The organism is Thermofilum sp., from assembly GCF_038871435.1.
Taxonomy (GTDB): Archaea; Thermoproteota; Thermoprotei; order Thermofilales; family Thermofilaceae; genus Thermofilum; species Thermofilum adornatum.
The window spans coordinates 39,564-61,037 of sequence record NZ_JAVZIC010000002.1 but is presented as its reverse complement, the minus strand read 5'-3'; the positions used below and the strand labels follow the sequence as shown (position 1 = coordinate 61,037).

Annotated in this window: 18 protein-coding genes; 11 read left to right on the top strand and 7 right to left on the bottom strand. The window is 47.7% G+C overall.

The features are described 5' to 3' along the window. Window positions 1-77 precede the first annotated feature (77 nt). Window positions 78-932, top strand: a complete 855-nt coding sequence (locus QXT17_RS02745) for a hypothetical protein (RefSeq protein WP_020963286.1) — start codon at window positions 78-80, stop codon at window positions 930-932. A gap of 21 nt (window positions 933-953) precedes the next feature. Here QXT17_RS02745 and QXT17_RS02740 read toward each other — a convergent pair whose 3' ends face one another. The 3 genes from QXT17_RS02740 to hypA form a co-directional block, all read right to left on the bottom strand. Beyond that, on the bottom strand, window positions 954-1,340 hold the full coding sequence (locus tag QXT17_RS02740; protein ID WP_020963287.1) for a NifB/NifX family molybdenum-iron cluster-binding protein: 387 nt from the start codon (window positions 1,338-1,340) through the stop codon (window positions 954-956). A 74-nt stretch (window positions 1,341-1,414) separates the two neighbouring features. Then, window positions 1,415-2,143 carry a P-loop NTPase gene (locus QXT17_RS02735; protein WP_052886715.1) on the bottom strand — a complete coding sequence of 243 codons (729 nt, stop codon included), beginning with the start codon at window positions 2,141-2,143 and terminating at the stop codon, window positions 1,415-1,417. Beyond that, a complete protein-coding gene (hypA, locus tag QXT17_RS02730) occupies window positions 2,144-2,539 on the bottom strand; it encodes a hydrogenase nickel incorporation protein HypA (protein WP_052885703.1) in 396 nt (131 codons plus the stop codon). A 431-nt stretch (window positions 2,540-2,970) separates the two neighbouring features. Here hypA and QXT17_RS02725 point away from each other — a divergent pair, with 431 nt between their 5' ends. Both QXT17_RS02725 and QXT17_RS02720 read left to right on the top strand, forming a co-directional pair. Then, window positions 2,971-4,098, top strand: a complete 1,128-nt coding sequence (locus QXT17_RS02725; RefSeq protein WP_342783744.1) for a hypothetical protein — start codon at window positions 2,971-2,973, stop codon at window positions 4,096-4,098. 112 nt (window positions 4,099-4,210) lie between these two features. Further along, complete coding sequence (locus tag QXT17_RS02720) at window positions 4,211-5,284, top strand: ornithine cyclodeaminase (protein WP_052885572.1); 1,074 nt, start codon at window positions 4,211-4,213, stop codon at window positions 5,282-5,284. A 23-nt stretch (window positions 5,285-5,307) separates the two neighbouring features. Here the strand turns inward: QXT17_RS02720 and QXT17_RS02715 are convergent, their stop codons facing one another. Further along, window positions 5,308-5,466: a HepT-like ribonuclease domain-containing protein gene (locus QXT17_RS02715; protein WP_148682163.1), complete on the bottom strand. Its 159-nt coding sequence runs from the start codon at window positions 5,464-5,466 to the stop codon at window positions 5,308-5,310. 235 nt (window positions 5,467-5,701) lie between these two features. Beyond that, window positions 5,702-6,982 (bottom strand): SLC13 family permease, encoded by a 1,281-nt coding sequence (locus QXT17_RS02710; RefSeq protein WP_020963296.1) that lies wholly within the window; start codon window positions 6,980-6,982, stop codon window positions 5,702-5,704. Between the two features lie 162 nt (window positions 6,983-7,144). Here QXT17_RS02710 and QXT17_RS02705 point away from each other — a divergent pair, with 162 nt between their 5' ends. Beyond that, window positions 7,145-8,491, top strand: a complete 1,347-nt coding sequence (locus QXT17_RS02705) for a hypothetical protein (RefSeq protein WP_052885573.1) — start codon at window positions 7,145-7,147, stop codon at window positions 8,489-8,491. A 155-nt stretch (window positions 8,492-8,646) separates the two neighbouring features. Then, the gene (gene csx1 / locus QXT17_RS02700; RefSeq protein WP_148682164.1) at window positions 8,647-10,056 is read left to right on the top strand and encodes a CRISPR-associated CARF protein Csx1; all 1,410 of its coding nucleotides are present in this window, start codon (window positions 8,647-8,649) and stop codon (window positions 10,054-10,056) included. A 38-nt stretch (window positions 10,057-10,094) separates the two neighbouring features. On the opposite strand, the gene QXT17_RS02695 is transcribed toward csx1, so the two are convergent. Next, window positions 10,095-11,261, bottom strand: coding sequence for an MFS transporter (locus tag QXT17_RS02695; RefSeq protein ID WP_342783743.1), 1,167 nt, complete (start codon window positions 11,259-11,261; stop codon window positions 10,095-10,097). Between the two features lie 155 nt (window positions 11,262-11,416). Beyond that, entirely contained in the window at window positions 11,417-11,689 is a 273-nt protein-coding gene (locus QXT17_RS02690) for a hypothetical protein (RefSeq protein WP_148682165.1), read from the bottom strand. A 139-nt stretch (window positions 11,690-11,828) separates the two neighbouring features. On the opposite strand from QXT17_RS02690, the gene QXT17_RS02685 reads away from it, so the two are divergent. The 6 genes from QXT17_RS02685 to QXT17_RS02660 all read left to right on the top strand — a co-directional run bounded on the left by QXT17_RS02685 (window position 11,829) and on the right by QXT17_RS02660 (window position 21,466). Further along, window positions 11,829-13,436 (top strand): ABC transporter ATP-binding protein, encoded by a 1,608-nt coding sequence (locus tag QXT17_RS02685; RefSeq protein ID WP_342814451.1) that lies wholly within the window; start codon window positions 11,829-11,831, stop codon window positions 13,434-13,436. A 24-nt stretch (window positions 13,437-13,460) separates the two neighbouring features. Continuing rightward, the gene (locus QXT17_RS02680) at window positions 13,461-14,030 is read left to right on the top strand and encodes an ECF transporter S component (RefSeq protein ID WP_020963302.1); all 570 of its coding nucleotides are present in this window, start codon (window positions 13,461-13,463) and stop codon (window positions 14,028-14,030) included. A 4-nt stretch (window positions 14,031-14,034) separates the two neighbouring features. Continuing rightward, window positions 14,035-14,832 carry an energy-coupling factor transporter transmembrane protein EcfT gene (locus QXT17_RS02675; protein WP_020963303.1) on the top strand — a complete coding sequence of 266 codons (798 nt, stop codon included), beginning with the start codon at window positions 14,035-14,037 and terminating at the stop codon, window positions 14,830-14,832. Window positions 14,833-15,383: 551 nt separating this feature from the next. Next, window positions 15,384-16,571 (top strand): MFS transporter, encoded by a 1,188-nt coding sequence (locus QXT17_RS02670; protein ID WP_342783064.1) that lies wholly within the window; start codon window positions 15,384-15,386, stop codon window positions 16,569-16,571. A gap of 243 nt (window positions 16,572-16,814) precedes the next feature. Further along, window positions 16,815-17,993, top strand: coding sequence for a glucodextranase DOMON-like domain-containing protein (locus tag QXT17_RS02665; protein WP_020963307.1), 1,179 nt, complete (start codon window positions 16,815-16,817; stop codon window positions 17,991-17,993). A gap of 29 nt (window positions 17,994-18,022) precedes the next feature. Then, complete coding sequence (locus tag QXT17_RS02660) at window positions 18,023-21,466, top strand: glucodextranase DOMON-like domain-containing protein (RefSeq protein ID WP_342783063.1); 3,444 nt, start codon at window positions 18,023-18,025, stop codon at window positions 21,464-21,466. The last annotated feature ends 8 nt before the right edge of the window (window positions 21,467-21,474 follow it).

The following is a 21,474-nucleotide window of genomic DNA, read 5'->3' as shown; positions in this document are numbered from 1 at the left end:
GCATGAAAAACCCCGCATGTCAATAATCCTCTTCATAAAATTTAAATGAAGTAGCCTGGTGTTAACGGTGGATCTCCATGATACTTGTCACTTATGTCCCATTTTATAGGATACACGAGGTTTTACTCTACTTTACCAAGAATTGTGAAATAATTTCGCCGAGGGAATGCTGGGTGTTTGTTGACAATGTTTATCATGAGAAACAGAAAGAGCTTTTGAGAAAAATTTTCCCAGACAGTTACCTGTTGTCTACGGGAAACTGGAGGAATAGAACGGAGACATGGCTAGAAATTATTAGACATGCTTCTGCTACAGACGACGAATGTGTGGTTGTTGACAGCGATAATTTGTTAGAGGATTCATTCAAGGAAATCTATTCAGCTTTAAAGGACGCCCCCTTGTATACACTTATGAACATAGAGGCATGGAGCAATGACCAGACAAGAGCCACATATTTGAGGCGTAGCAGGAAGATTGGAGAAATAACTATACGAGGAGAAACTAGACCCTTACTGCTTTATAAGGTTTACGAAGGTCCCGGACCAAGTTTATTCCGCGGAGGTTCTCCATTCTTTATAGGTCCTAAACAAGTAGTGGTTTTCAGAAAATATCCAAGCGAAGAGATCCTGAGGGGCATAGAAAGGGCAATCAGGGAAGTTGATCCTTGGCTTAGAAACTTTATAAATGACGAGACACCCCTAGGGATAATTGCCTACCTCATGGGGATTAAAGAGGTTTATTGGACTTTTGGCTCGTATCACTTGTATCATGGGTCAACTCCTTCTAGGCAAACACCTTTTCTGGTGGCTCTTGCCCACGTGCAGTTTGCAAATGGCTTAGCCAAGGTTTTTAGGAAAAAGGAATTTACATATTATGGCTTGAAGTATAGGCTAGCATTTTGGAAGAACTTCTTAAACTTGCTGAGCGTTTAAAGAATACATTAAAACAGCAGTCTAGTGCGATTCATCTTCTTCTCTAGGTCCAGTTGCCTCTTCGGCTTTTCCGGCTAGGAACATTTCCATTGCTTCTTGCAGGGTCATTGTCTTTTTGCCCTGTGGGGGCGTCACGTAGTAGATTTTTATGCCGAGCTCTCTTAGCCTGTAGTAGGCCCCGTAGCCTGCTCCGAGCGATAGGAGGGTGTTTACCCCCTTCTTTACTAGCTCGTTGACTACTCCTACTCCCCTGCCGTGTGAGTGGGTTAGGAAGGGGTTCTGGAATATTTCGACGATTCTGTAGCTGTTTCCGTCTAGGTCGATAATCGCAAAGCTGGGAGCCCTGCCGAAGTGTGGCACTAGGAGGATTTTGTCCCCGGACTTAACAACTGGAACCGCTATCCTCATGTTTGTCGATGTGTGGTAGTCCTACGTTCAGAAATTTTTTTCTATTGCAGAATCTTCAGGAAGATTTTTTGCGTCTACAGTTGGCTCGTTATCTGCTTTACTACCTTTTCTAGGTATGGTCGGAGCGTCTCGGCTAATCTGTCGCGGTCGCCCTCTATGCTGGGCATCTCTTCATGGTATGGGATGCTAGCTATAGGCTTTATGCCTAGGGCTTCTCGGATTCTCTCTGGCTGGCTACACATGTTTGCAACTACTCCCAATGACTCAACTTTCTCGCTGTCTAGGAATTCGAGGATCCTCTTCGTAGATACTATGCTCATCTTGTCACAGGTGGAGGCCACTAGGACCCTCACCTTCCTGTGTAGGCGGAGAAGCTCTAGGAGTGTGTCAGAGAGTCCTGGAGGTGTGTCGACAACGAATACCTTGCCGGTCCACCTTGTTACTGCTAGGAGCTCTCTGAACGCGTCAACGCTTTCTCTTCCACGTAGGGGAAGAGCCCTGTCCTTGCTGTAAAAAGCTATGCTCATGAATTCTAGGTTTTCCTCTACTTTTACTGGCAGTACTCCTTTTTCTTCTTCTGGCATCAATTCCTCAACGTCCACGCCGAGAGAGATGTGGGTCGTTGGGTTCGTGAAGTCTGTGTCTAGGAGGCTTGCCTGGACACCGCTCCTAGCTAGAGCGAGTGCCAGCCCCACAGAAATTGTAGTTTTACCTACTCCCCCCTTGGGACTAGTAACTGGGACAACTAGCTTGAAGCCTCGGAGTCTCTCCCTTATGAGGGGTACTCGGAAATCCGTCTCCATCTAGTCCACCCTTACCTTTACCCCTCTGCCTCTAACTATCTCAAAGTCCCGGCTACCACATTTCGGGCAGGAATAGTAAGAGTGAACAACTTCTGGGACAAAGTGTATCGCCTCCCTGAACTCTTCCCCAATGCTCCAGTCTTTTAGGCTCCATTCGTAGCCGCACACCATGCACTTGAAGACTGCCTCTTCACGTGTAATCTTGAAATCTTGGACGTTGATGCCTTTCTCTGTCCTGAGCTCTTCCAAAAGCTCTCGTAGCGCCGTCTCGAAGACCCCCTCGTCTACGGCCTGTAGCTCTCCGAGGACAACCTCTATGTGCCTGACGTCTTTGTTGCTAGTTACAAGCTCTTCAACAGTCTTAACTACTGCCTCTGCAAGCGCCCACTCATGCACAAGGCCCACCTACCTTACGGATCCTAGATGCACGTCTAAGATTGGTTAAGGTTTACATGGTTAATTTTAAGCTTGCTGGCTGGGTTGCTTCCTTTTATTGTTACTCTTCACTTGGAACGATGACAGAGATTTTGGTTCTCTTGAGGCCCTCTTAACTAGGTCCATGTAAGTGTTCTTGAGGAGCTCGAATTCAGGTGTGATATACAGCTCAATACCCTCGCTCAAGGCGGCTATAATAAGTGGGTTCCCTTTTTTCAGCATTTTCAGAGCGCGCGCTAAGAAACACGTGCTCCTAGCCAAAATTTTATAGCAGAAATTTGTAGTTTTGTGTTCGATCAGATAGGCTACAACTCAACCGAAATATTTTTGTATGTCACAGGGAAAAAATAAATAGTTTTTCATATACCAATATATCGTTATAGGGGGTCTACTTGGACGGCTCAAATATTTCATGGTTGCTTCCTGTTGCCGTCATACTCTATTCTATATATAGGGCCTCCGGCTCATACCAGAAGGGCCCGCAAGACCCGTGGCTGAAGGTTTCCCTCGCCGTAGCAATGCTGGGCGGAGGACTCACACTGTACTCCTTGCCTTTAATGGTTGTGCAGTTGCTTGGCTGGGATACTTCCATGCTTGCGCTTCTCTTCATGTTTGGCTTCGTGCTTATTACTTTCTCTATTTTCCTTATGAGTCTATGGAACACTTATATGTGTGAGAGTGGCCAGTTGGAGGTGGCAGGCGCCCGGGCGGAGTCGATATTTTTTGCATGCGACATGATGTCTGTCGCGTTGACGCTGGTCTCATTCACGTTGAGCTGGGCGGCGATACTCCTGGTCTCAGATCTTAAGCCCACCATAGTCAAGGGGGCTTCGGGGAAGACCTTCTACGATGTTTCTCCGTTTAACTTTTACATGGTGATTATATCGCTTGCATTTTTGCTTTTATCGATTAGGGCTCGGAGAAAACTAGTAACAACACTAATATTAGTGCCGCAAAGGAGCCAGCCCGTTGTTCTACCGCCCCAGAAATCCACTGGGGCAAGCTACCAGCAGATAAAAGAGAAAAAAGAGATAAAGGATTCCGGGCTTCTGCTTACAAGTTTTACGGGCTTGGCTCTTTACTTGGTCTTGCTCTTCGTGATTCCAGCAAGCCTCGACCAGCTGGGCTACAATCTTGCTTTCCTAGTGTGGCTCCTGGTCACGTTTTACTTCGTCAAGCGGTACAGGGAGGCCCCTATGAGCTATCTTGTCACCATGATGAGTAACCTCCTAAGCTTTTATTGTCCAAGGTGTCAGAAGAAAATCGAGCCTTTCGAGAAGAGCGGCTCGCTTCTGGAGCACTTCATAAATGGTAGGCTCTCGCTTAAAGGGGCACAGGAAAGGGTCATAGTGGCCCACTACAGGCATGTCCACACAGAATACGAGAAGGAGATAAGGGACTTACAGAAGGTCAGGAGCCCGCTTCTCAACAAAGAGCAGAGAAGGGAGGAGCTCAAGAGGGAGTACTCTGAGAAGGCTCGCTTTCTCGCCGAAAAGGACGGCCTACTCAAGGAAAAGTGAAAAATTCTAGCTGTAAATATTTCTGGATTCATACAAAAGTATTTGTAAGAAATGTAAAGTTTTCTTCGAATAGACGGAAATTCTCTTAAAGAATAGTATTCCTTGGATGCTTATGTCGATAAGGGTGCTCACAGCTCGGGACATTGCAGAGCTTGTACGCCAAGTAGGAATAGACAAGTTCATGGATGGTCTAATTGAAAGCCTAGAAACCACATTTAAGAAATGGAAACAGCTAAAGGTGACCCCAAGGGTAAGCTTCCACTATAGGCAAGGCGTCGTAGAAGCAATGCCAGCCTCAGACGACAAATGGTACACAGTCAAAATAGTAAACGGTCACCCCCTAAACCCCTCCAGGGGCCTCCAGACAGTCGTAGCCGTAGCAGTGCTAGTAGACGTTGAAACCGGCTACCCCCTGATGTTTATGGATGCAACCCTGCTAACGTCTCTCCGTACAGGTGCAGCCTCGGCACTCGCCACCAAGTACCTTGCAAGGGAAGACTCTGAGACCCTGGGAGTCATCGGCAACGGGGCGCAGTCAGAGTTCCTGGCCTACGCGATTACACGTGTCGCCAACAAGCTCGACAGGATACTCGCCTTCGACATCGACAGGAAGGCCACCGAAAAGTTCACGAGAAACATGTCCCACCTAGGCTACACGGTCGAAAGCGTTGACAGCCCACGAGAATTAGCCTTGAACTCAGACATCATAGTAACAGCCACAGCTTCGCCCGGGAGAAACAGAGTCATCGAGAAGTCCTGGGTCGAGCCTGGAACCCACATCAATGCTGTAGGCGGAGACGCCCCTGGAAAGACAGAGCTTGACCCAGAGCTTGTACGCTCCTCAAAACTCGTAGTGGAGCTTCTAGACCAGGCGTTAGTAGAGGGAGAGGCCCAAAACGTTGGTAGAGAACATGTCTACGCGGAGCTGTGGGAAGTAGTAGCTGGAATCAAGCCCGGCAGGACAAGCCCACAGGAGGTAACAATATTTGACTCTGTGGGAATAGCTATAGAGGATCTCGCGGCCATAACCTATGTATATTCACTGGCTAAAGGCGACGATATCGGGACAACGATAAAGATTCTGCCTGAGACAAGTAACCCTAAAGACCTGTTCTCGCTTATAGCCAAACCTCTACAAGGAAGAGAAAAAGGCTTTTTGAAGAACATAAAATTATACGAGAATTAGCGAAGAGAGGGGCTAGTGTATTGTTATGGGTCTATATTCTTCGCTTTGCTGGACTCAAGAAGTTTCGCGGCGGCCTCTCTTAGTGTCTGGATTATGTCTTCCAAGTTGTCATAGATGATTTCTGCATCTATATCGGCGTACATGTGAACAATGATGTTTCTTAGCCCAACAATTTCCTGCAACTTTTTTCGAGATTTTCATCTATTATACCTTCCTCTCGTACTTTTCTAATGATTTCCCTGTAGGTGTCAGGTACTTCTACTTTTAGCTTGGACAAAATGTAAGAGGAAAAATCAACTAGAATTCTGTGCATACTTGGATATTTCTCTCTGCTATTGATAACAATTTAGGTCCAAAAATCGAAGACTTGAAGGAAAGGATTAGCTCGCGCTTGGTGGGAATAGACCTCACTTATCCTCAAAGATAGACTGCGAGGTATAGGAATGGGAGATATATTGCCATGTTTATGGCTGTGACAATTGTTCCTAGCTTTGCAAACTCTATGAAGCCAAGGGACTTTGAGTATCTTTCCTCTGCGACCTCCATGATTATGATGTTTGAAGCCGCGCCTAGGAGTGTGAGGTTTCCAGCGATGGTTGAGCTACAGGCAAGCACTAGCCACGCCCACACGTCGCTAGGGGTATAGCCGATAGTCTTCATGTACTGGATAAAGAACTGTGTAAATGGGACGTTTGAAAGGAGCTGGCTTAGAGCCAGGCTCTCGACGCTTATTGCGGCTATTCCTTCTAGGCCATAGAGCTTCTTGTCCATTAGGACGGCTACTAGGGGCTGGAGAAGGCCACTGGACCAGACGCCCTTCATCGTTATGAACATTGCGATGAAGAAGACTATTGTTCCCCAGTTTACCTTCTCGAGTATACCTCTGGGGTCGGACACAAAGATGTAAGTTGCCGCGGCAACAATGAATGGGATGAAGCCTATGTTCTCTACGTGTGGGAGGCCAGCTATTGAAAGGGCATCGTTAGCCAATAGGAGCGCGACGACGCTGGTCAGCCCTATTGCTGCAATCATAGCGTCTCTCCTGTTCCTTATCGCCTCGCCCGGAATAACTAATAGCTCCAGCTTTTTGTCGCTTATCTTGAACCACTTTAGTAGAACCAGTGGGACCACGAGGAGGTTAATCAGGGACGGAAGTAGCAGAACCCTCAGAAAGCTTAAAAGAGGAGCCTTCATCCCGCTCTGAACAGCAATTAAGACATTCTGGGGGTTGCCTATAGGCGTAGCTACAGAGCCGATCGTCACGCTGAAGGCGAGCATGAACAGGAAGGGCTCCAGGCCGAGCCCCGCTACACGGGCAATACTGCCAACCATGACTGTGCCCAAGACTGCGACAGCGTCGTTAACAGTGACGGCCGCAAGTAGCCCAAATACAATGGAGAGAACTATAAATAACCTCCATACACTCCCAACCCTCGCTAGAAACCAATATGCGACTGCGTCTAGGAGTCCAGAAGACTCTGCGAGGCTCACAATGCTAAACATGCCGATCAAGAAGAGAATGACGTCTATGTCGACAGCTTGCCCGAGACCATCGACTGGCACGAGGCCGCCGGCAACAACAATGAAGGAGGCAAACGCCATCACTGCCCAGAAGGGCAAACTCCGAAACCTTGACCTAGCCAGCAGTCCCCATACAATAACGGCCAGTGATATGCCTGCAACAACGAGGCTCCACACAAACAGATAGCAAGGCAGAGAAGCTTTTTAAATTTACCCCCGTGGACTGTGTAGATGTTAATGTTGTTACGTAGGGGTGATTCTAATCGTGTGTGAGATTTCTTTACCAAAAATTTTTATTGACATTGTCATTAGGTCTATATTCGAGGGGTCGACACCGAGATGAAACGGCCAATGTACGTGGATTTTCTCTTAATAGCGTCCTTGCCTGTAATAGTTTTTCTAAGCCTCCTTTCAGGACCTATTGCAGAGTTGGGCTTCAAAGATTTTCTCTTTAAAATTTTTTCCGTAAAGGCTACCGAGGAGGACTTCGCGGCAAGAGTAATAATGGTCTACCATGTTGCGGCCGCAATTGTAATGGCTGGCACACTATACCTTGCAGTCAAATATGTTGATCACGACGAGAAACTGAGGAAGCCTCTTCTCAACCTCGTAACCGCTGGCTGGATAATAACGGTTCTTTCTGCGCTTGTCTTTGCATATTTCTGGAGAAGCCCGCTTGTCCACGGCGTTTATCTCTTAGGGCTATCATTGATGTTCACGGGGGCTGTGCTTTTTACTTATGCAATGTCACCTGTGAGGATAAGCTGGAAGGAAAAAACTCTAGAGAAGGTGGCCGCGTTTACAACCGCAGTTGCTTTGCTTGGGGGAGTACTTATGGGGGCCATGTATGCTTCTCATCTAGGCTTTTCCAAGGAGGCGCACATATACATCATTGAAGAATATTCGACCAGGGAGTACCGTGGCCTTGTGTCTCCGCAGACTTCTCTGCAGTTGCTTGTCACAGCCCACGCACATGCGGCTGTTGCAATATGGTCGACGGCTATAATGTTTATAGGGCTTAAATGGTCCCGGCTATCGGAGTGGAAGCCCAGGCTCTACAGGTGGGCGTTGATTTTCCAAATATTCGGGGTAGCCGTTATGTTCTTTGGGACAACGGTGGTGCCCATTTGGAGATCTATAGCCCACGAGATTATTTTTGTAGGTATAGCACCTCTGAACATTACACTCCTGATTTTATGGTTACGGCTCGCCGATATGCTTAGGAATGGTGACTGGCGTGACCCGGCAAAGGTGGGGCTGTTTCTTGTCCCTATCTGGATGACGCTGTTCGTTACATCCACGGGTCCAATCGTTGCTTCAAACCTGAAGACTATAAGAGCCGTTTGGCCTTTGAGGGACGAAATAGCATATAACGTGGCGCATTGGCACATGTTGAGTTTTGTGATTGCCTCTGCAATGTTCTTCCTCTATCTCGACGAGTTCACCAACATAGTGAAGGATGTCTCTGGGTGGCTCCTAGCATTCGGAGGGACGCTCGCCTTGGCAGGAACGTTTGTATATGAGTTGTCTCCAATGTTTGTAATGGGATCCACTGATATAGCTGGGGCTTCTCTCAGCCTTAAAAAGGCAATTCTACCAGTAATGGAGGTTGGCCTTGCTGCCTCGTTTGCAGGTTTCGCTATCTTTACGCTTTGGCTACTGTATCGCTGGATTAAAACAAAGTAGATATTTTTCTTTGAATGTCCATATTTTCAAGTCCAAGGCGAAAACATAAAAAGCATGCAGAACTAGCTTGCGAGTAAAAGGCTCGTAGAGAAAAAAGTTTTCTCTATGTATGAGAAAAGATATAGGGGTGTTAGACGTATTTTGGCAGGAAAACAATGGGTCAAAGCGGGATCGACACACTTATAGTGGTACCGTGGGGCCACCCGGCGGGCTGGCGCCAGGTAAGGTATACTACTAAGGGGATATCACTTGATCATTGCACTACTCTCCCTTTACTCTTAAAAATGTTCCCCAGGTCAGAAGTATTCGTCTTAGTCCTCGATAGCCTTGTAGAGGAAGCCCCTAAGCCACAGTCTCCCAGCAAATGCTGGCAATGCTATGAAGAGAATATCGAGCATCTTCGATATGCTTCTCAAGCAAAGAGCTACAAAGAACTTAGGGATCAACTTGCAGGTTTCTTGTCCAGCTATGTCAAATGCTTGCTGGGAGACCAATATAAGCCAGTCATACACCCGGTAATATGTCCAGCCGTGGGACGGCCTGGCGGCAAGTGGATTTTCAGGGGAAACCCAAGAGACTTCGAGTCAATAGCACTCTACGATCTCGGAAAAACGATAATGGAGAAGCCCTTTAGCAGTATCGTTGTCGACACGACGCACGGCGTAAACTTTATGCCGAGCCTAACCACGAGGCTTGCCAATAGGCTTGCCAGCCTCTTATTAGCTAGACACGAACACCTCGTGCTTGCAGAACAAAGGGGAGTCAAGATATACATCTACAACGCTGACCCGGTGCCCCTAGCGAGCCCCGGACAGCCAGAGATGAGCCTAAACCTCATAGCCGAAGAGACACATTCCTCGATACAGATACCCCCAGTTATACCTGAAAACCTTTTGGAGACAATGGAGCCTGGAACACAGCCCTACATAGAATTGAACAAGACTTACTTCGAATATGCAGGCCTCGTGGCGAGCTCCCTCTACTATCCACTCCCACTGTTGCTAGTACACGCTGTCTCCCAAGAAACAGCAGCCAAAGCCTGGGAAGCGCTCGAGAAAGCACATGGAGAATGGGAAACCAGCGTAGAGATCTCGGGCAACACTGTCCAGAGGAGGCTAGCCATCAACCCAGACGCCCTTTACTTGCTTATGCTAACTGTGGCAGTGGCAAGGCGCCTCAAAGAGAAAGGTCTAAGCTACCCAAGCGACACAAGACAACTAGCTCAAGTTCTACCGCTATATGAGGCTGTAAACGAGGCATATAGATACATTATAGAGGACGAGCTCGCCAGAATAGAGAAGAAAACCTTCCGAATACAAAGAATCCTGAAAGAAGCAGACTGGACGCCCCTATACCTAATATACATTGAGCCAAACCAGCATTTCTCTGCCGTCAAGAAGAGGACAATGATAGCACACGCTGGCCTACAGAAAGAAATAGTCCAAGTTAAACTTTTGGAAAATGGACAAGTTCTCCTCAGATACAACAGCGCCTGGGAGAACAGGCCCTTACAGCAACTGAGCTCTTCAGGCCTGCTTCTCCCACAATATAAGGCAACTTATTGACGCCCACGAATATATAGAACGCTAACGGGCTAGCTAAGCTAATTGTTGTCTAGCTTCTTCAAGAGCGTGTAGAGTAGCATTGTCTGTACTAGGTATATGGATGCTGTTAGGTAGAGAGGAGAGTCAAGATTTATGTTCATGAGTGTTCCTCCTATTGCCGAGCCCGTGCCAGTGGCTATCTGTGATGCTAGGATATTCAGCATTGTGTAGCGTGACCTCTCCTCGGGGCCTATAGTCTTCATGGTTAGGGACCAGAAGAGGGGGTTGGCGGCATTCATTAGGACTGTTCTAAGGGTAAAGAATGCCGCGGCCATTAGGAAGCTGGGGGCCCGGGCAGTAGCTACGAGTAGGGGGATTGAAGCTAGCTGTAGCGCTACTACTGCTTTCAAGGTGCCCAAGCGGCTCGAAATAATTGGGGCTAGCGACGTGAAGGGTATCATGAGCAGGGTTTCAACGAGCATCCTCGTGCCGAGCTCCCCTGCTTCCACGCCGAATTTAGTCATGAAATAGTAGTTGATCAGCTGGATGGAGGCTCCCGCACCAAGACCAGTTATAGCCGAGAGAACAGTAAATATAAGTGTTTCCCGTGAGAAGCCGAGCACAAACTTTTCCGAAGGTTTCACATTGTCCCTGACTGGCAACAACAATAGGAAACTGGTAGCAGCAATTATTCCTCCATAAAGCATGAAGGTTCTATAGGCATCTAGCAGGCTGTGGCTGTTGGCTATTAGCTGTGGTACCCATGAGAGTGCCATACCTATAGAGGCGCCGACCAGCCCAAGTATCTGTGACAAAGAGCCTACAAGATCCAGCTTGTCTCTAGGTGTGACATCAGCTATGAGGGGATTAAGTGTGACGCCGGCTATTGCATTACCTATTCCTATCAATACGAATCCGACAAGCATATAGTTGAAGCCTGGGGCGTAGAGCACTATCAGGAAGCCAGGAAGAATAGGGACAAGCGAGGATAAGGCAATTTTTTTCCTGCCAAACTTGTCTGCAAGGAAAGCCGCAGGGATAAGGGATGCAGAAAGAGCAATGCTAGAGGCCAGCTGGAGTAGCCCTACTTCCTGTGGGCTTAACCCTATGTGCTTAAGATACGGCTGTATAAAGACATTTATCATACCGTTTCCAAGGGCGCTAAAGAAGCCCAGCAAGAGCAGTGCCGTTACATTTTTCCCAAGGTTTTTTGTTCTCTCAAACATTCGTTTTCAAGATATGATTAAAACAACTGATATATAAAGTTTAATTTAGCTATATCATAGAAGCTTTACACATACTTTTCCAATAGCCTTGAAAACTACTTCATATAGGTTGTAAGAGGAAAAATGAACTAGTATCAATTGGAGAGCTTCCTTTGTTACCTATGAATTATTATAAAGAAGTTATTGATTACCGCCGCCCACGTCAAAATAGCATAAGTTACAGGTGCCAAATAAAGATATACTGCTTCCTTTGTCTTTAGTTTTCTTACGAGTAGTTCTGCTAGAAAGAAGAGCAAAAACGGCATAGATACGTGGATAATGCCCCAAAGGGCAGCTGTCTCCGGTCTTGAGATCATTTGTGCAACTTCTATCTGACAATTAAGGGGGTGCATCTCTCTTGCGCCTTGGACGTAGTGTAAAGTACTCAAGGCCTTAACAGCTATTCGTTTTTGATGTTCAAAGCCTATATTGGTTTAACATGTAGAGGAGAATCTACCCCTGAGAAAATTTTTCTACAAATGCTAAGTCACCGATAATGTTAAGTTTTTTGTGTTCTTTTCGTGTTGCGTGGCAGTGATAGAGGTTAAGGGTCTAAGCTTCAAGTATCTAGGCGGAAAAGACTTTGCACTGAGAGGGATAGACCTAGAGGTAGAAAAGGGGGAGACAATTCTTCTAGTTGGGCCAAGCGGGTGCGGCAAGTCCACACTAATTAGGGCCATCAATGGTCTTATACCGCACAGGTACGCGGGCGAATATAAGGGAAGTGTTACCGTCTCTGGGGTCAATGTTGCAGAGTCTTCTCCGCAGGCCCTTTCAAGGATAGTTGGTACTGTCATGCAGGAGGTTTCTAAGCAACTTGTAGCCCAGACAGTAGAGGACGATGTTGCCTTTGGTCCTGCCAACTTGTGTATGCCCCGAGAAGAGATAAGGAGACGTGTCGAGGCCAGTTTAAAAGCAGTGGGCGCCCTCCACTTGCGGGAAAGAGACATAAATGCACTTAGCGGCGGCGAAAAACAAAGGGTAGTTTTTGCTGGGATACTTGCCATGGATCCAGAGGTAGTCCTGCTTGACGAGCCCTTGGCGAACCTTGACAGTGAGGGTGTAAGGCTTGTCCTGGAACGTGTAGAGGATTTTAAGCGGCGGGGCAAGACCATCGTGATTGCCGAGCACAGGACAGAAGAGATACTTGAGGGAGTAAGGGTTGACAGGATAATCGTAATGGATAAAGGCGTAGTTCTAAAGGAGCTCGATTCCCCGGAAGGCCTAGCAGAATACAGGGATAAGGTTAGGGTTCCCTCTTCACTTATATACTCCGCCCAAATGGTCAATAAGTCTCTATTACCTATCAATAGTGTTACCACGCGTGACTCTGGAAAAGACGTAATCATTTTCGAGGGCGTCTACTTCTCATACGATGGGACAAGATATGCGCTGGAAAATGTCTCGCTAACGATAAGAGAGGGCGAAAGAGTGGCACTCTTAGGCAACAACGGCGCAGGTAAGTCCACAATGTCTAAGCTTATGCTCGGCCTCCTTAAGCCGACCAAAGGTAGAGTCCTCATTGACGGAGAGGACACTAGAAGAAAGGAGCCCTACGAGCTAGCCGGCAAGGTTGGGCTTGTCGTGCAGGACCCCTACTCAATGCTCTTTGCCAGGACTGTGAGGGAAGAGTTAGCATTTGGACCCAGGAACCTCGGGGTTCCACAGGAAGAAATCGATAAACGAGTAGATGAAGTATCAAAGGCATGCGGGATAAGCCATCTCCTTGACAGGTCGCCCTTCTCGTCTAGCTATGGAGAGAAGAAGCGTATATGTGTTGGAGCTGTTCTCACAATGTATCCAAGCATCCTCATTTTGGATGAGCCTACTGCTGGGCAAGACTACGCTAACTATGTCAGGTTCCTAGACTTTGTGACTTCCTTGAACCAAGTCCGCACCTTCATCCTCATAACGCATGATATAGACATAGCACTCGAGTACACAGACAGGACCATAGTTCTGTCTGGGGGCAGGGTCATAGCCGATGGCTCAACAGTAGAGGTGTTAGCTAGGGAGGACATTCTGAGGCAGGGTAGTCTGCGCGAGACACAGCTAATAAGGCTTGGCAGAGAGCTGAGCAACGGGAAAAGGGTGTACAGGAGGAGAGAGCTCGAGAAAGCCCTACAAAAAACTTAAATTTAAATATGTCGAAAATGTATCGTGAACGCGAAAACACCTAAGAAAGGTTTTGGCACTACCCAAATAGTTGCAATGGCTGTAGGTACTGCCCTCTACGCTGCCCTCAACGTTTTCTTCAACGTTTTACAGCTACCGGGGACCCAGCTAGTATCCCTTAGACCAAGCGTCTCGATACCAATGTTTTTCGGCTATGTCTTTGGACCCATAGTTGGCTTCGTTTCTGGCTTCCTGGGAAACATTATAAGCGACGCAATATCTTGGGGAGGCTTCTGGTGGAACTGGGACGTCGGCAACGGTCTCCTCGGCTTGATACCGGGGCTAGTGGTATACTTCTTACCAGAAGAGAAGAGGGGAGAAAAGGTCGGACTAATCTGGGCCGCAATACTTGCGGTTGTTGGCTCGATTATCGGCATGGGCTTCGCCGCCTTCACGGACTATATCTTCGGCTACGGCATTTCTACACTTGAGGAGGCAATATATGCACTTTTCCTGCCTGCAGCAGTAACAGACGCCGTTAACGGTGCAATATTGACGCCCCTCCTAGTAGCCGCATACTACAAGGCAGCCGCGGGGAGAGCTAGAAGGGCATAACGATATGGGAGAACGCTTTGTTAGGTACATTGAGGGCAAAAGCATAATACACAGGCTTGACCCCAGGGCAAAAATCATATTTGTTTTTCTCTTTATCTTGTCCACGCTGATCGCCCGCGGCTTAATAGAAGTAGCCTTTCTACTTGTAGCTGGTTTTGTCTTCTATATGCTTGCACGTTTACCCTTCAGGGAAACCTATGCAACGTGGAGGTTCCTAATACTCGTAATAGTTGTCTTGTCCTTCCTTAACCTTTTTACACTTACCCTACTCTACCCCAAAGGAGGAACCGTACTGGCAGAGTGGGGGCCAATAAAGATAACCGAAGAGAATCTACTCGCATCAGTGACACCCGTGTTAAGGCTCCTATCCATTGCAACAGTTACCCTCGCACTCGTATTCACCACTCCCACTAACCTATATGCCCCTGCACTTGGACAGCTAGGAGTACCATACAAAGCCGCATACGTAGTCGAGCTAAGCTTCAGGTATATACCTGAGATGTTTAGAGAGCTTAGAAAGACCCTCGAGGCACAGATGGCTAGAGGCTATAGGCCAAGAGGAGGCAAAAACCCCCTAGCAAGAATAATCCAAGTCGTACCCTTGATCCTGCCAGTAACTGTTAGCTCAGCTTTGAACGTATACGACATAGCAGACGCGATGGAGCTGAGGGGCTTCGGTTCCGAGAAGTGTCACACGTGGTACCGAGAGCTCAGGTTCTCATTCAAGGACTACCTCCTCGTGATCATAGGTGCAACGATCTTCCTTGCATTTCTCTTAAAGAATTTTATTTTTAGGCTCTAAGTAAACTTGGACTTATTATGGTTTAAGAAGTATGAAGAAAGGTTCGAGACTAATACTTAAGCGTTAATTATTTAACTCCATGTTTTGCATAAATGTAACGTTATGGCAGAAAAAGAAACTAAGAAGAAAGGTTGTGGTAAAAAGAAAGGAAAAGAAAAAGAAGCCACAAAAAAATAACATCTCTAAAATAATTCTTTTTTCTTCTGGATTCCCCTTAGAGACCATAATCTTGATAAAATTGCCTGGTAGCAACTATTTATGAAGAATCGTGCCAGTTTTTTCGTAAAGTAAATTTTTTTGCTCGGTGTTATTTCAGATTTTGACCGGTTTTTTCCTACTCTGTTACCATAGAACTTCGAATATTTCATAAGTTTAATGTGTTCCAAAAATTTTAGAGACGAATCTCTTTTGAGAAGTTTTTCCTCTTTTTCCTTTTGTAGCTAACTGTATCACCTTTTTTGGCTGGAGTCTCGAGGTATCAAAAGATTCAAAGATGGAATCTAGCATAAGATAAATATGTTTTTTCCCTGTAAGATTTCTTGGCGCGTCATATGAATGATGAAAAGCGGAGAGCCTATAGTATTATTCTCTCCTTCGGCATTGTGAGTCTCTTAGGAGACATAATTTATGAGGGGTCCCGCGGCACCATACCAGAATACATGAAGTTCCTTGGAGCCTCCGCGGCCGTCGTCGGCACCGTGATGGGACTTGGAGAACTCATGTCTTATTTTTCCAGACTGCTAGGAGGCTACCTGGCGGACAAAACCAAGAGCTACTGGCTTCTGGTGTTTCTGGGCTACGGTCTTATCATAGCAATTCCCCTTATTCCACTCAGCGAGGTCCTCGGCCTAGGCTGGGCACTAGCGGCTACACTAGTCATCCTCGAGCGGCTTGGGAAAGGCATCAGGACGCCCTCTAGGGACACGATCATCTCTTTTGCATCGAAGAGCATAGGCGGTGGGAAAGCCTTCGGTATACACGAGCTCATGGATCAGATCGGGGCAACTCTTGGTCCACTATTGTTTGCAGTAGCGATTGCATATTTTGGCAACTTTAGATACGCGTTTTACCTATCCTTTATACCCTACCTTCTGCTTGTGTTTACATTGATCTATCTCAGAGCCAAAACAAAGCTACCAGAGGAAATGACAAACAACAAGAAAGACGAGAACAAGGGCTCAAAGGTTCTATCCCGGCGGGCAACAGCCTATATAACGGCCGTAGGTATAAACGCCCTGGGACTTTTCCCAGCCTCACTCATCCTCTATTTAGCCGGTGAGACACCCGAGGTCAAAGCTATGGGCCCATGGTTCCCTCCCCTCCTCTACGCGGCTATACAGTTGATAGACGCAGTTTTCGCCTTGGCTTTTGGTCTATTGTATGACAAGTACAAGTTCCGCGTCCTATTCATCCCCTTCACCCTCTCAATACTGATCCCGCTCCTAGCGTTCCAGAGGAGCCTAGCAATGATAGTTGCATCCGCGTTAGTTTTTGGTATCGTCCTGGGCTCGCAGGAGTCTGTCTACCGCGCTGCTGTAGGCGACCTTACAGACCCAAGTGTTAGGGCTACCGCGTACGGTGTCTTCAGCACAATGGTTGGCCTAGGCTCTCTCGGGGCGGGAGCGCTATACGGACTTATGATAGACCTTAACGCTCCCATTTGGCTGATCGGAGCCTACGTGTTGGCAACACAGCTGTTGTCCGTCTCCCTACTAGCCTATGTTTCTAAAACTAAGTAAAAGTCATTTCCATTTGGACATTTACAGCTAGGCATAAAATGCAAACTTTTTCTGGATCCATCTTAAGTTGTTCCCAGTCGTATTGTCCTTCAAAGTCTATTTATGCAAAACTTTCTTCCAGCAGTTTTTAATGTTTTTAATTAATTAATCTTCACTTTTCGTGTAAAATATTTGTCCAGGATTATTTATTTATAACAAGAAAAACTTAAATACAATTATATACAGTAAAATCTTGCAGATACCATGAAAAACACAAACAAAATTAGGGTACTGACATTGCTACTCGTACTAATACTGCCGTTTCTACTTGTGCCTGTCAGGGCACAAAACCCAACAATACAGGTTTCTGACCCTACTGGAGACGACAAGGGTCCTGGCTTCTATGGCTATCCAACGGCAGATGTATTCAAGCCAGGAATATTCGACATAGTCAAGTTCGAAGTATATGTCGAGAACAAAACAGTCACTTTCAAGGTCTACCTGAAGGACACAGGTGGAAACCCATGGAGCGCCAAGAACGGCTTCTGCCTCCAAAACCTTCAGATATATCTTCACACAGATGCTCCACCAAATGTCCCAGCCCGTTCCTCTGCCATTGGCCTAAACTTGAACTTTGACCCGTCCTGGGCATGGCACTACGCAATTATACTGGGCCCATGCTGGGAGACTCCGCCACAACCAATACCTAAGGGACAATGCGCCGTCCTCTATAGGCCCTTCGATGAGGTCGTTCAGGGAGACAACTTCAAAGTCTCAGTACAAGGAAACGCTATCGTAGCGACCCTCGACAGGTCGCTGTTCGACCAGGCTGACCCTGCAAACATAAAGAACTGGAGAATAGTTGTTGCTCTTACCAGCTACGACGGATTCGGGTCACTAAAGGTTAGGGGTACAAGCCTTGACAAGGGCGACTGGGTCATCTGGGCAGTTGCCACGGCAACCAATGAGCAGAAACTAGCAATGGCAAACGCGATAAAGTTCGGCATCGAGCCTAGGGTATACGATATTGCTGTATATAGTCCTGAGTACCCCAACGGGATAACAGACCAAGAACAATACCAGTGGCTAAGTAGCTTCGACGTAAACACAAAGACTCCCGCCACCATCCCGCCAATCCTACCACAACTCAAAGCCCAGCTTGCCTCTGTTGCACAGGAGAGGGACAACCTGAAGACCCAGGTAAACAGTTTGCAGAGCCAGATATCACAGCTCCAGAGCCAAGTCAACACTCTACAGAGCCAGGTTAAGAGCCTGCAGGACGAAAACTCGAAGCTTAAGAGTGATCTTGACGCCCTGAAAGCCTCAACCATGAACACTGGCACGGCTGTGGGCCTCGCCATAGTCCTCCTCATAGTCGGCCTCGCTGTTGGTTACTTCTTGGGGAAAGGAAAGAAGAAGGAGACGCCTAAAGCCCCACAATAAAAAAATATTTTTTCTCCTGGTGATTCTTTATGGATAAAAAATTAGTTATGCTTGTTCTTCTGGCGCTACTCATTGTTCAGCCCTTTGCTTCATTCGTGTCTGCGCAAGAGACAAAGCCTCTCTATGTATCTATTATTTGGCACTATCATCAGCCCTGGTACTATGACGCAGACGGCAAGGCGTTCATCCTGCCATGGACAAGGATGCACACGGTCGGCAACTACTACAAGATGGCATATATTCTCAGCAAGTACCCATCGGTAAAAGCAACATTTACCTTTTCCGGCTCGCTCATACAGCAAATCCTCGACTACAACCAGGGCATAAAAGATTACAGGCAAATATTGTCTGAGAAAATTGCCTCTGGAGCGTCGCTCAGCATAGACGAAAAGTTTTCTATGCTGGTGATGCCAGGGGGCTTCTTCGACGTCAACTGGGACAGGGTCGTCAATGTTGTTCCACGGTATACAGAGCTCAGGGACAGGGCGCAGAGTGCACTCTCGAAGTACAGGTACCTGCCGGAACAGGACTACAAGGCAAAGGTTGTCTCAGAGTTCACCGACCAAGACTTTGTGGATCTAGCTGTTCTCTTCAACCTCTTCTGGATAGATCCTGAGGTTCTGAGGGAGCAGTACCCACAAGTATACACCTTAAGGCAACAGGCACTCAGCGGAGGCAAGGGTTTCACGAGGCAGCAACTACAGGACATACTAAGTGTTCACAAAGACTTGTTAGGCAAGGTGCTAGGCATCTATGGAACGCTTGCAAGCAAGGGCCAGATAGAGCTTATACCTGTCCCATATAGCCACCCACTTGCGCCAATCCTCGCAGACTTCGGCCTACAGGACGACGTCAGGCTCCACGTCAGCCTCAGCACACAACTATTCCAGAAAGTATTCAACTATAAGCCGAAGGGGATCTGGCCAGCTGAGCAGGCGGTAAACGACCAGGTACTCAACATTTTTGCCAGTGAAGGCTACCTCTGGACAGTCACCGACGAGTCACTCTTGGTCAAGGCCGGGCTCGACCCCTCGGATCCAAATGTGGGCATGAGGGGCTGGTACGCTACATACGGGGGAAGCAAGATATATGTGTTCTTCAGGAACTACGAGCTCAGCGACCTGATAGGCTTCCAGTACAGCAGACAGGACCCGAAACAGGCAGCACAAGACTTTGTCAACAGGCTACTAAACCTTGCAAAGAAAAGTGACGGCACAAACATCATTGTTATAGCGCTTGACGGGGAAAACCCCTGGGAAAACTACCAGGAATTCGGAGACACATTCCTGGAAGCACTATACTCTTTGCTAAGCGATTACCAGTCAAAGGGGATACTTGTTACAACCACGCCAGCTGAATACCTCTCAAAGTTCTCTTCCACAACAAGGGAGCTCCCACTAAAAACATACAAGTACCTAGACCTAGCTGGTAGAGACATATCCGACGTACCTCTAAGCTACACGGACGACGCCTACACTTCTCTTCCAAGGAAAGACGTCCAGGGAAGAATACCTGAAGGCTCATGGTCGGGAGGCGAGCTCGCGGTTTGGATTGGACAGAGACAGGAAAACGCCGCATGGATGATGCTGATAAAAACCAGGAATGATGTTCTACAAAAACTGGGTGTCTCTAGACTCCAGGACGCCTTGTTCATTAATCCAAACGTTGTCGAAGACATTCTGAGGGCCGAGGCAAGCGATTGGACATTCTGGTATGGTGGCGACATGGGTGGAGGATTCCCAGCAAACCCCATGTACAAAGGCTATCTTAGAAAAGCATACATTGACGCCGGCATGACGCCGCCTGACTACCTCTTGACCCAGTTTAACCCTGACGCCACGCCTGTGGGCGTCTTAAACACGGATACGCCAAAGCCGCCAAGTGTAGAGCCTAAGCTTGACGGGGTTCTAGCGCCAGGCGAGTGGAACGGCGCCCTAAACATGTCTATGGGCAACAAGGTGGCTAAAAGCATACTTGTCTCGCCAACTGGAAATGGTCTCTACTTGGCCGTTGTACCAGTTGATAAGTCAGTGCTTTCAAGGCCTAGCGTTGCGATTGGCATTTACACAACTGCAATGTCTAGGAGTGTCAGCCCCATGCATCCAGGCTTCAACTCCATCCCAAGATACTCCAAGCTGGATCTAGGCATGGGCCTGTTCTACGAGATCCTAATCTACCCAGCCAATTCAACAATAATTGTAAGCGCGGCAGACGGCAAGGGCGGATGGATCCCCTTATTCTACGGCTCAGCGTCGGTAAACGATGTTGTGGAGGCATATGTTCCCTGGAGCAACCTTGCCCTCTCACAGGGAGAGCTCGTCTATATATCCTCTGTCACCTATGACTCTGGAAACATAGCCGAATACTCTACCCGTATCGGGCAGGTCTACCAGCTGGTCGTCCCAAGAGCCACTACGGTTGCTGGAGCCAAGACGGTGTTCGAGGCTTCTGACCCAGAGGGGGACGACGACGGCGCGGGAGGCTACAAGTACCCCAAAGCCGACGTGTTTGTGCCTGGGGTATTCGACTTGACAAAGGTCAGGGTTCTAGACACTGGCACGAGTCTCGTCTTTGAAGTATACGTGAAGAACCTAGGCGGAAACCCGTGGGGCGGGCCAAACGGCTTCTGCCTGCAACTTGTTCATATCTACATCCATACAACCTTGAAGCTCCCGGGAAGGACTGATACCTTTGGCTTAAATGTTAACCTTACTGACGATTCTGCTTGGCACATAGCTGTATTGCTTGCACCAGGATGGGGCTCTGACCCCGTCCCGAACGGCGAAAAGTCGGGCATATACCTCTCTGACGGCACAGTATATGTCCAGGACGGAAATAGGTTCAAGGTCTACGCTGACCCTGCCAGAAACGCAATAATTGGAGAAGTGTCAAAGAGCATTTTGCCTGACGCCGGAAATGCCTCAAAATGGGTATATACTGTGGCTCTGACAAGCTACGACGGATACGGTCCACAAAAGATAAGGCCATTTGGCCTAGACCCAGACGTCTGGGTTGTAGGGGCGGGCGCCAAACATGCAAAAGCAGTTTTGTTCAATGTGATACCGCGCATAATGGATCTCCTTGCGCCTACCGCTGAGGACCAATACAGCCAGCTCAGCTCGTATGTGGCCGACAAGGAAGCCAAGCCAGCAAAGATCCACGGAATATCTGCTGTATCTACACAGCAGGCTGGAGACCAGCTTATAAACCAGCTAAAGGCTCAGCTTGACGCAGTGACTAAGGAGAGGGACAACCTTAAGAGTCAGGTTCAAGACCTCCAGGGACAACTGTCTTCTCTCCAAGCCCAGATAGCCCAGCTCCAGAGCCAGCTACAGGCTATGCAGGCTACAGGCGCGGGTAGAGAGGAGGTTACACGCTCCCTCCTTGTAGGTCTCGTCGCCGGTATCCTGCTCGGTGCAGGGATAGGATTACTGCTTAGACCCAAAAAAGAGGAACAAAAACAGACAAAATAAATTATTTT

Coding starts and splice junctions, on each gene's coding strand:
- QXT17_RS02745 (WP_020963286.1), top strand. CDS start 78: ATGATACTTGTCACTTATGTCCCATTTTATAGGATACACGAGGTTTTA.
- QXT17_RS02740 (WP_020963287.1), bottom strand. CDS start 1,340: ATGAGGATAGCGGTTCCAGTTGTTAAGTCCGGGGACAAAATCCTCCTA.
- QXT17_RS02735 (WP_052886715.1), bottom strand. CDS start 2,143: ATGGAGACGGATTTCCGAGTACCCCTCATAAGGGAGAGACTCCGAGGC.
- QXT17_RS02720 (WP_052885572.1), top strand. CDS start 4,211: ATGTCGATAAGGGTGCTCACAGCTCGGGACATTGCAGAGCTTGTACGC.
- QXT17_RS02705 (WP_052885573.1), top strand. CDS start 7,145: ATGAAACGGCCAATGTACGTGGATTTTCTCTTAATAGCGTCCTTGCCT.
- csx1 (WP_148682164.1), top strand. CDS start 8,647: ATGGGTCAAAGCGGGATCGACACACTTATAGTGGTACCGTGGGGCCAC.
- QXT17_RS02695 (WP_342783743.1), bottom strand. CDS start 11,261: ATGTTTGAGAGAACAAAAAACCTTGGGAAAAATGTAACGGCACTGCTC.
- QXT17_RS02675 (WP_020963303.1), top strand. CDS start 14,035: ATGGGAGAACGCTTTGTTAGGTACATTGAGGGCAAAAGCATAATACAC.
- QXT17_RS02670 (WP_342783064.1), top strand. CDS start 15,384: ATGAATGATGAAAAGCGGAGAGCCTATAGTATTATTCTCTCCTTCGGC.
- QXT17_RS02665 (WP_020963307.1), top strand. CDS start 16,815: ATGAAAAACACAAACAAAATTAGGGTACTGACATTGCTACTCGTACTA.
- QXT17_RS02660 (WP_342783063.1), top strand. CDS start 18,023: ATGGATAAAAAATTAGTTATGCTTGTTCTTCTGGCGCTACTCATTGTT.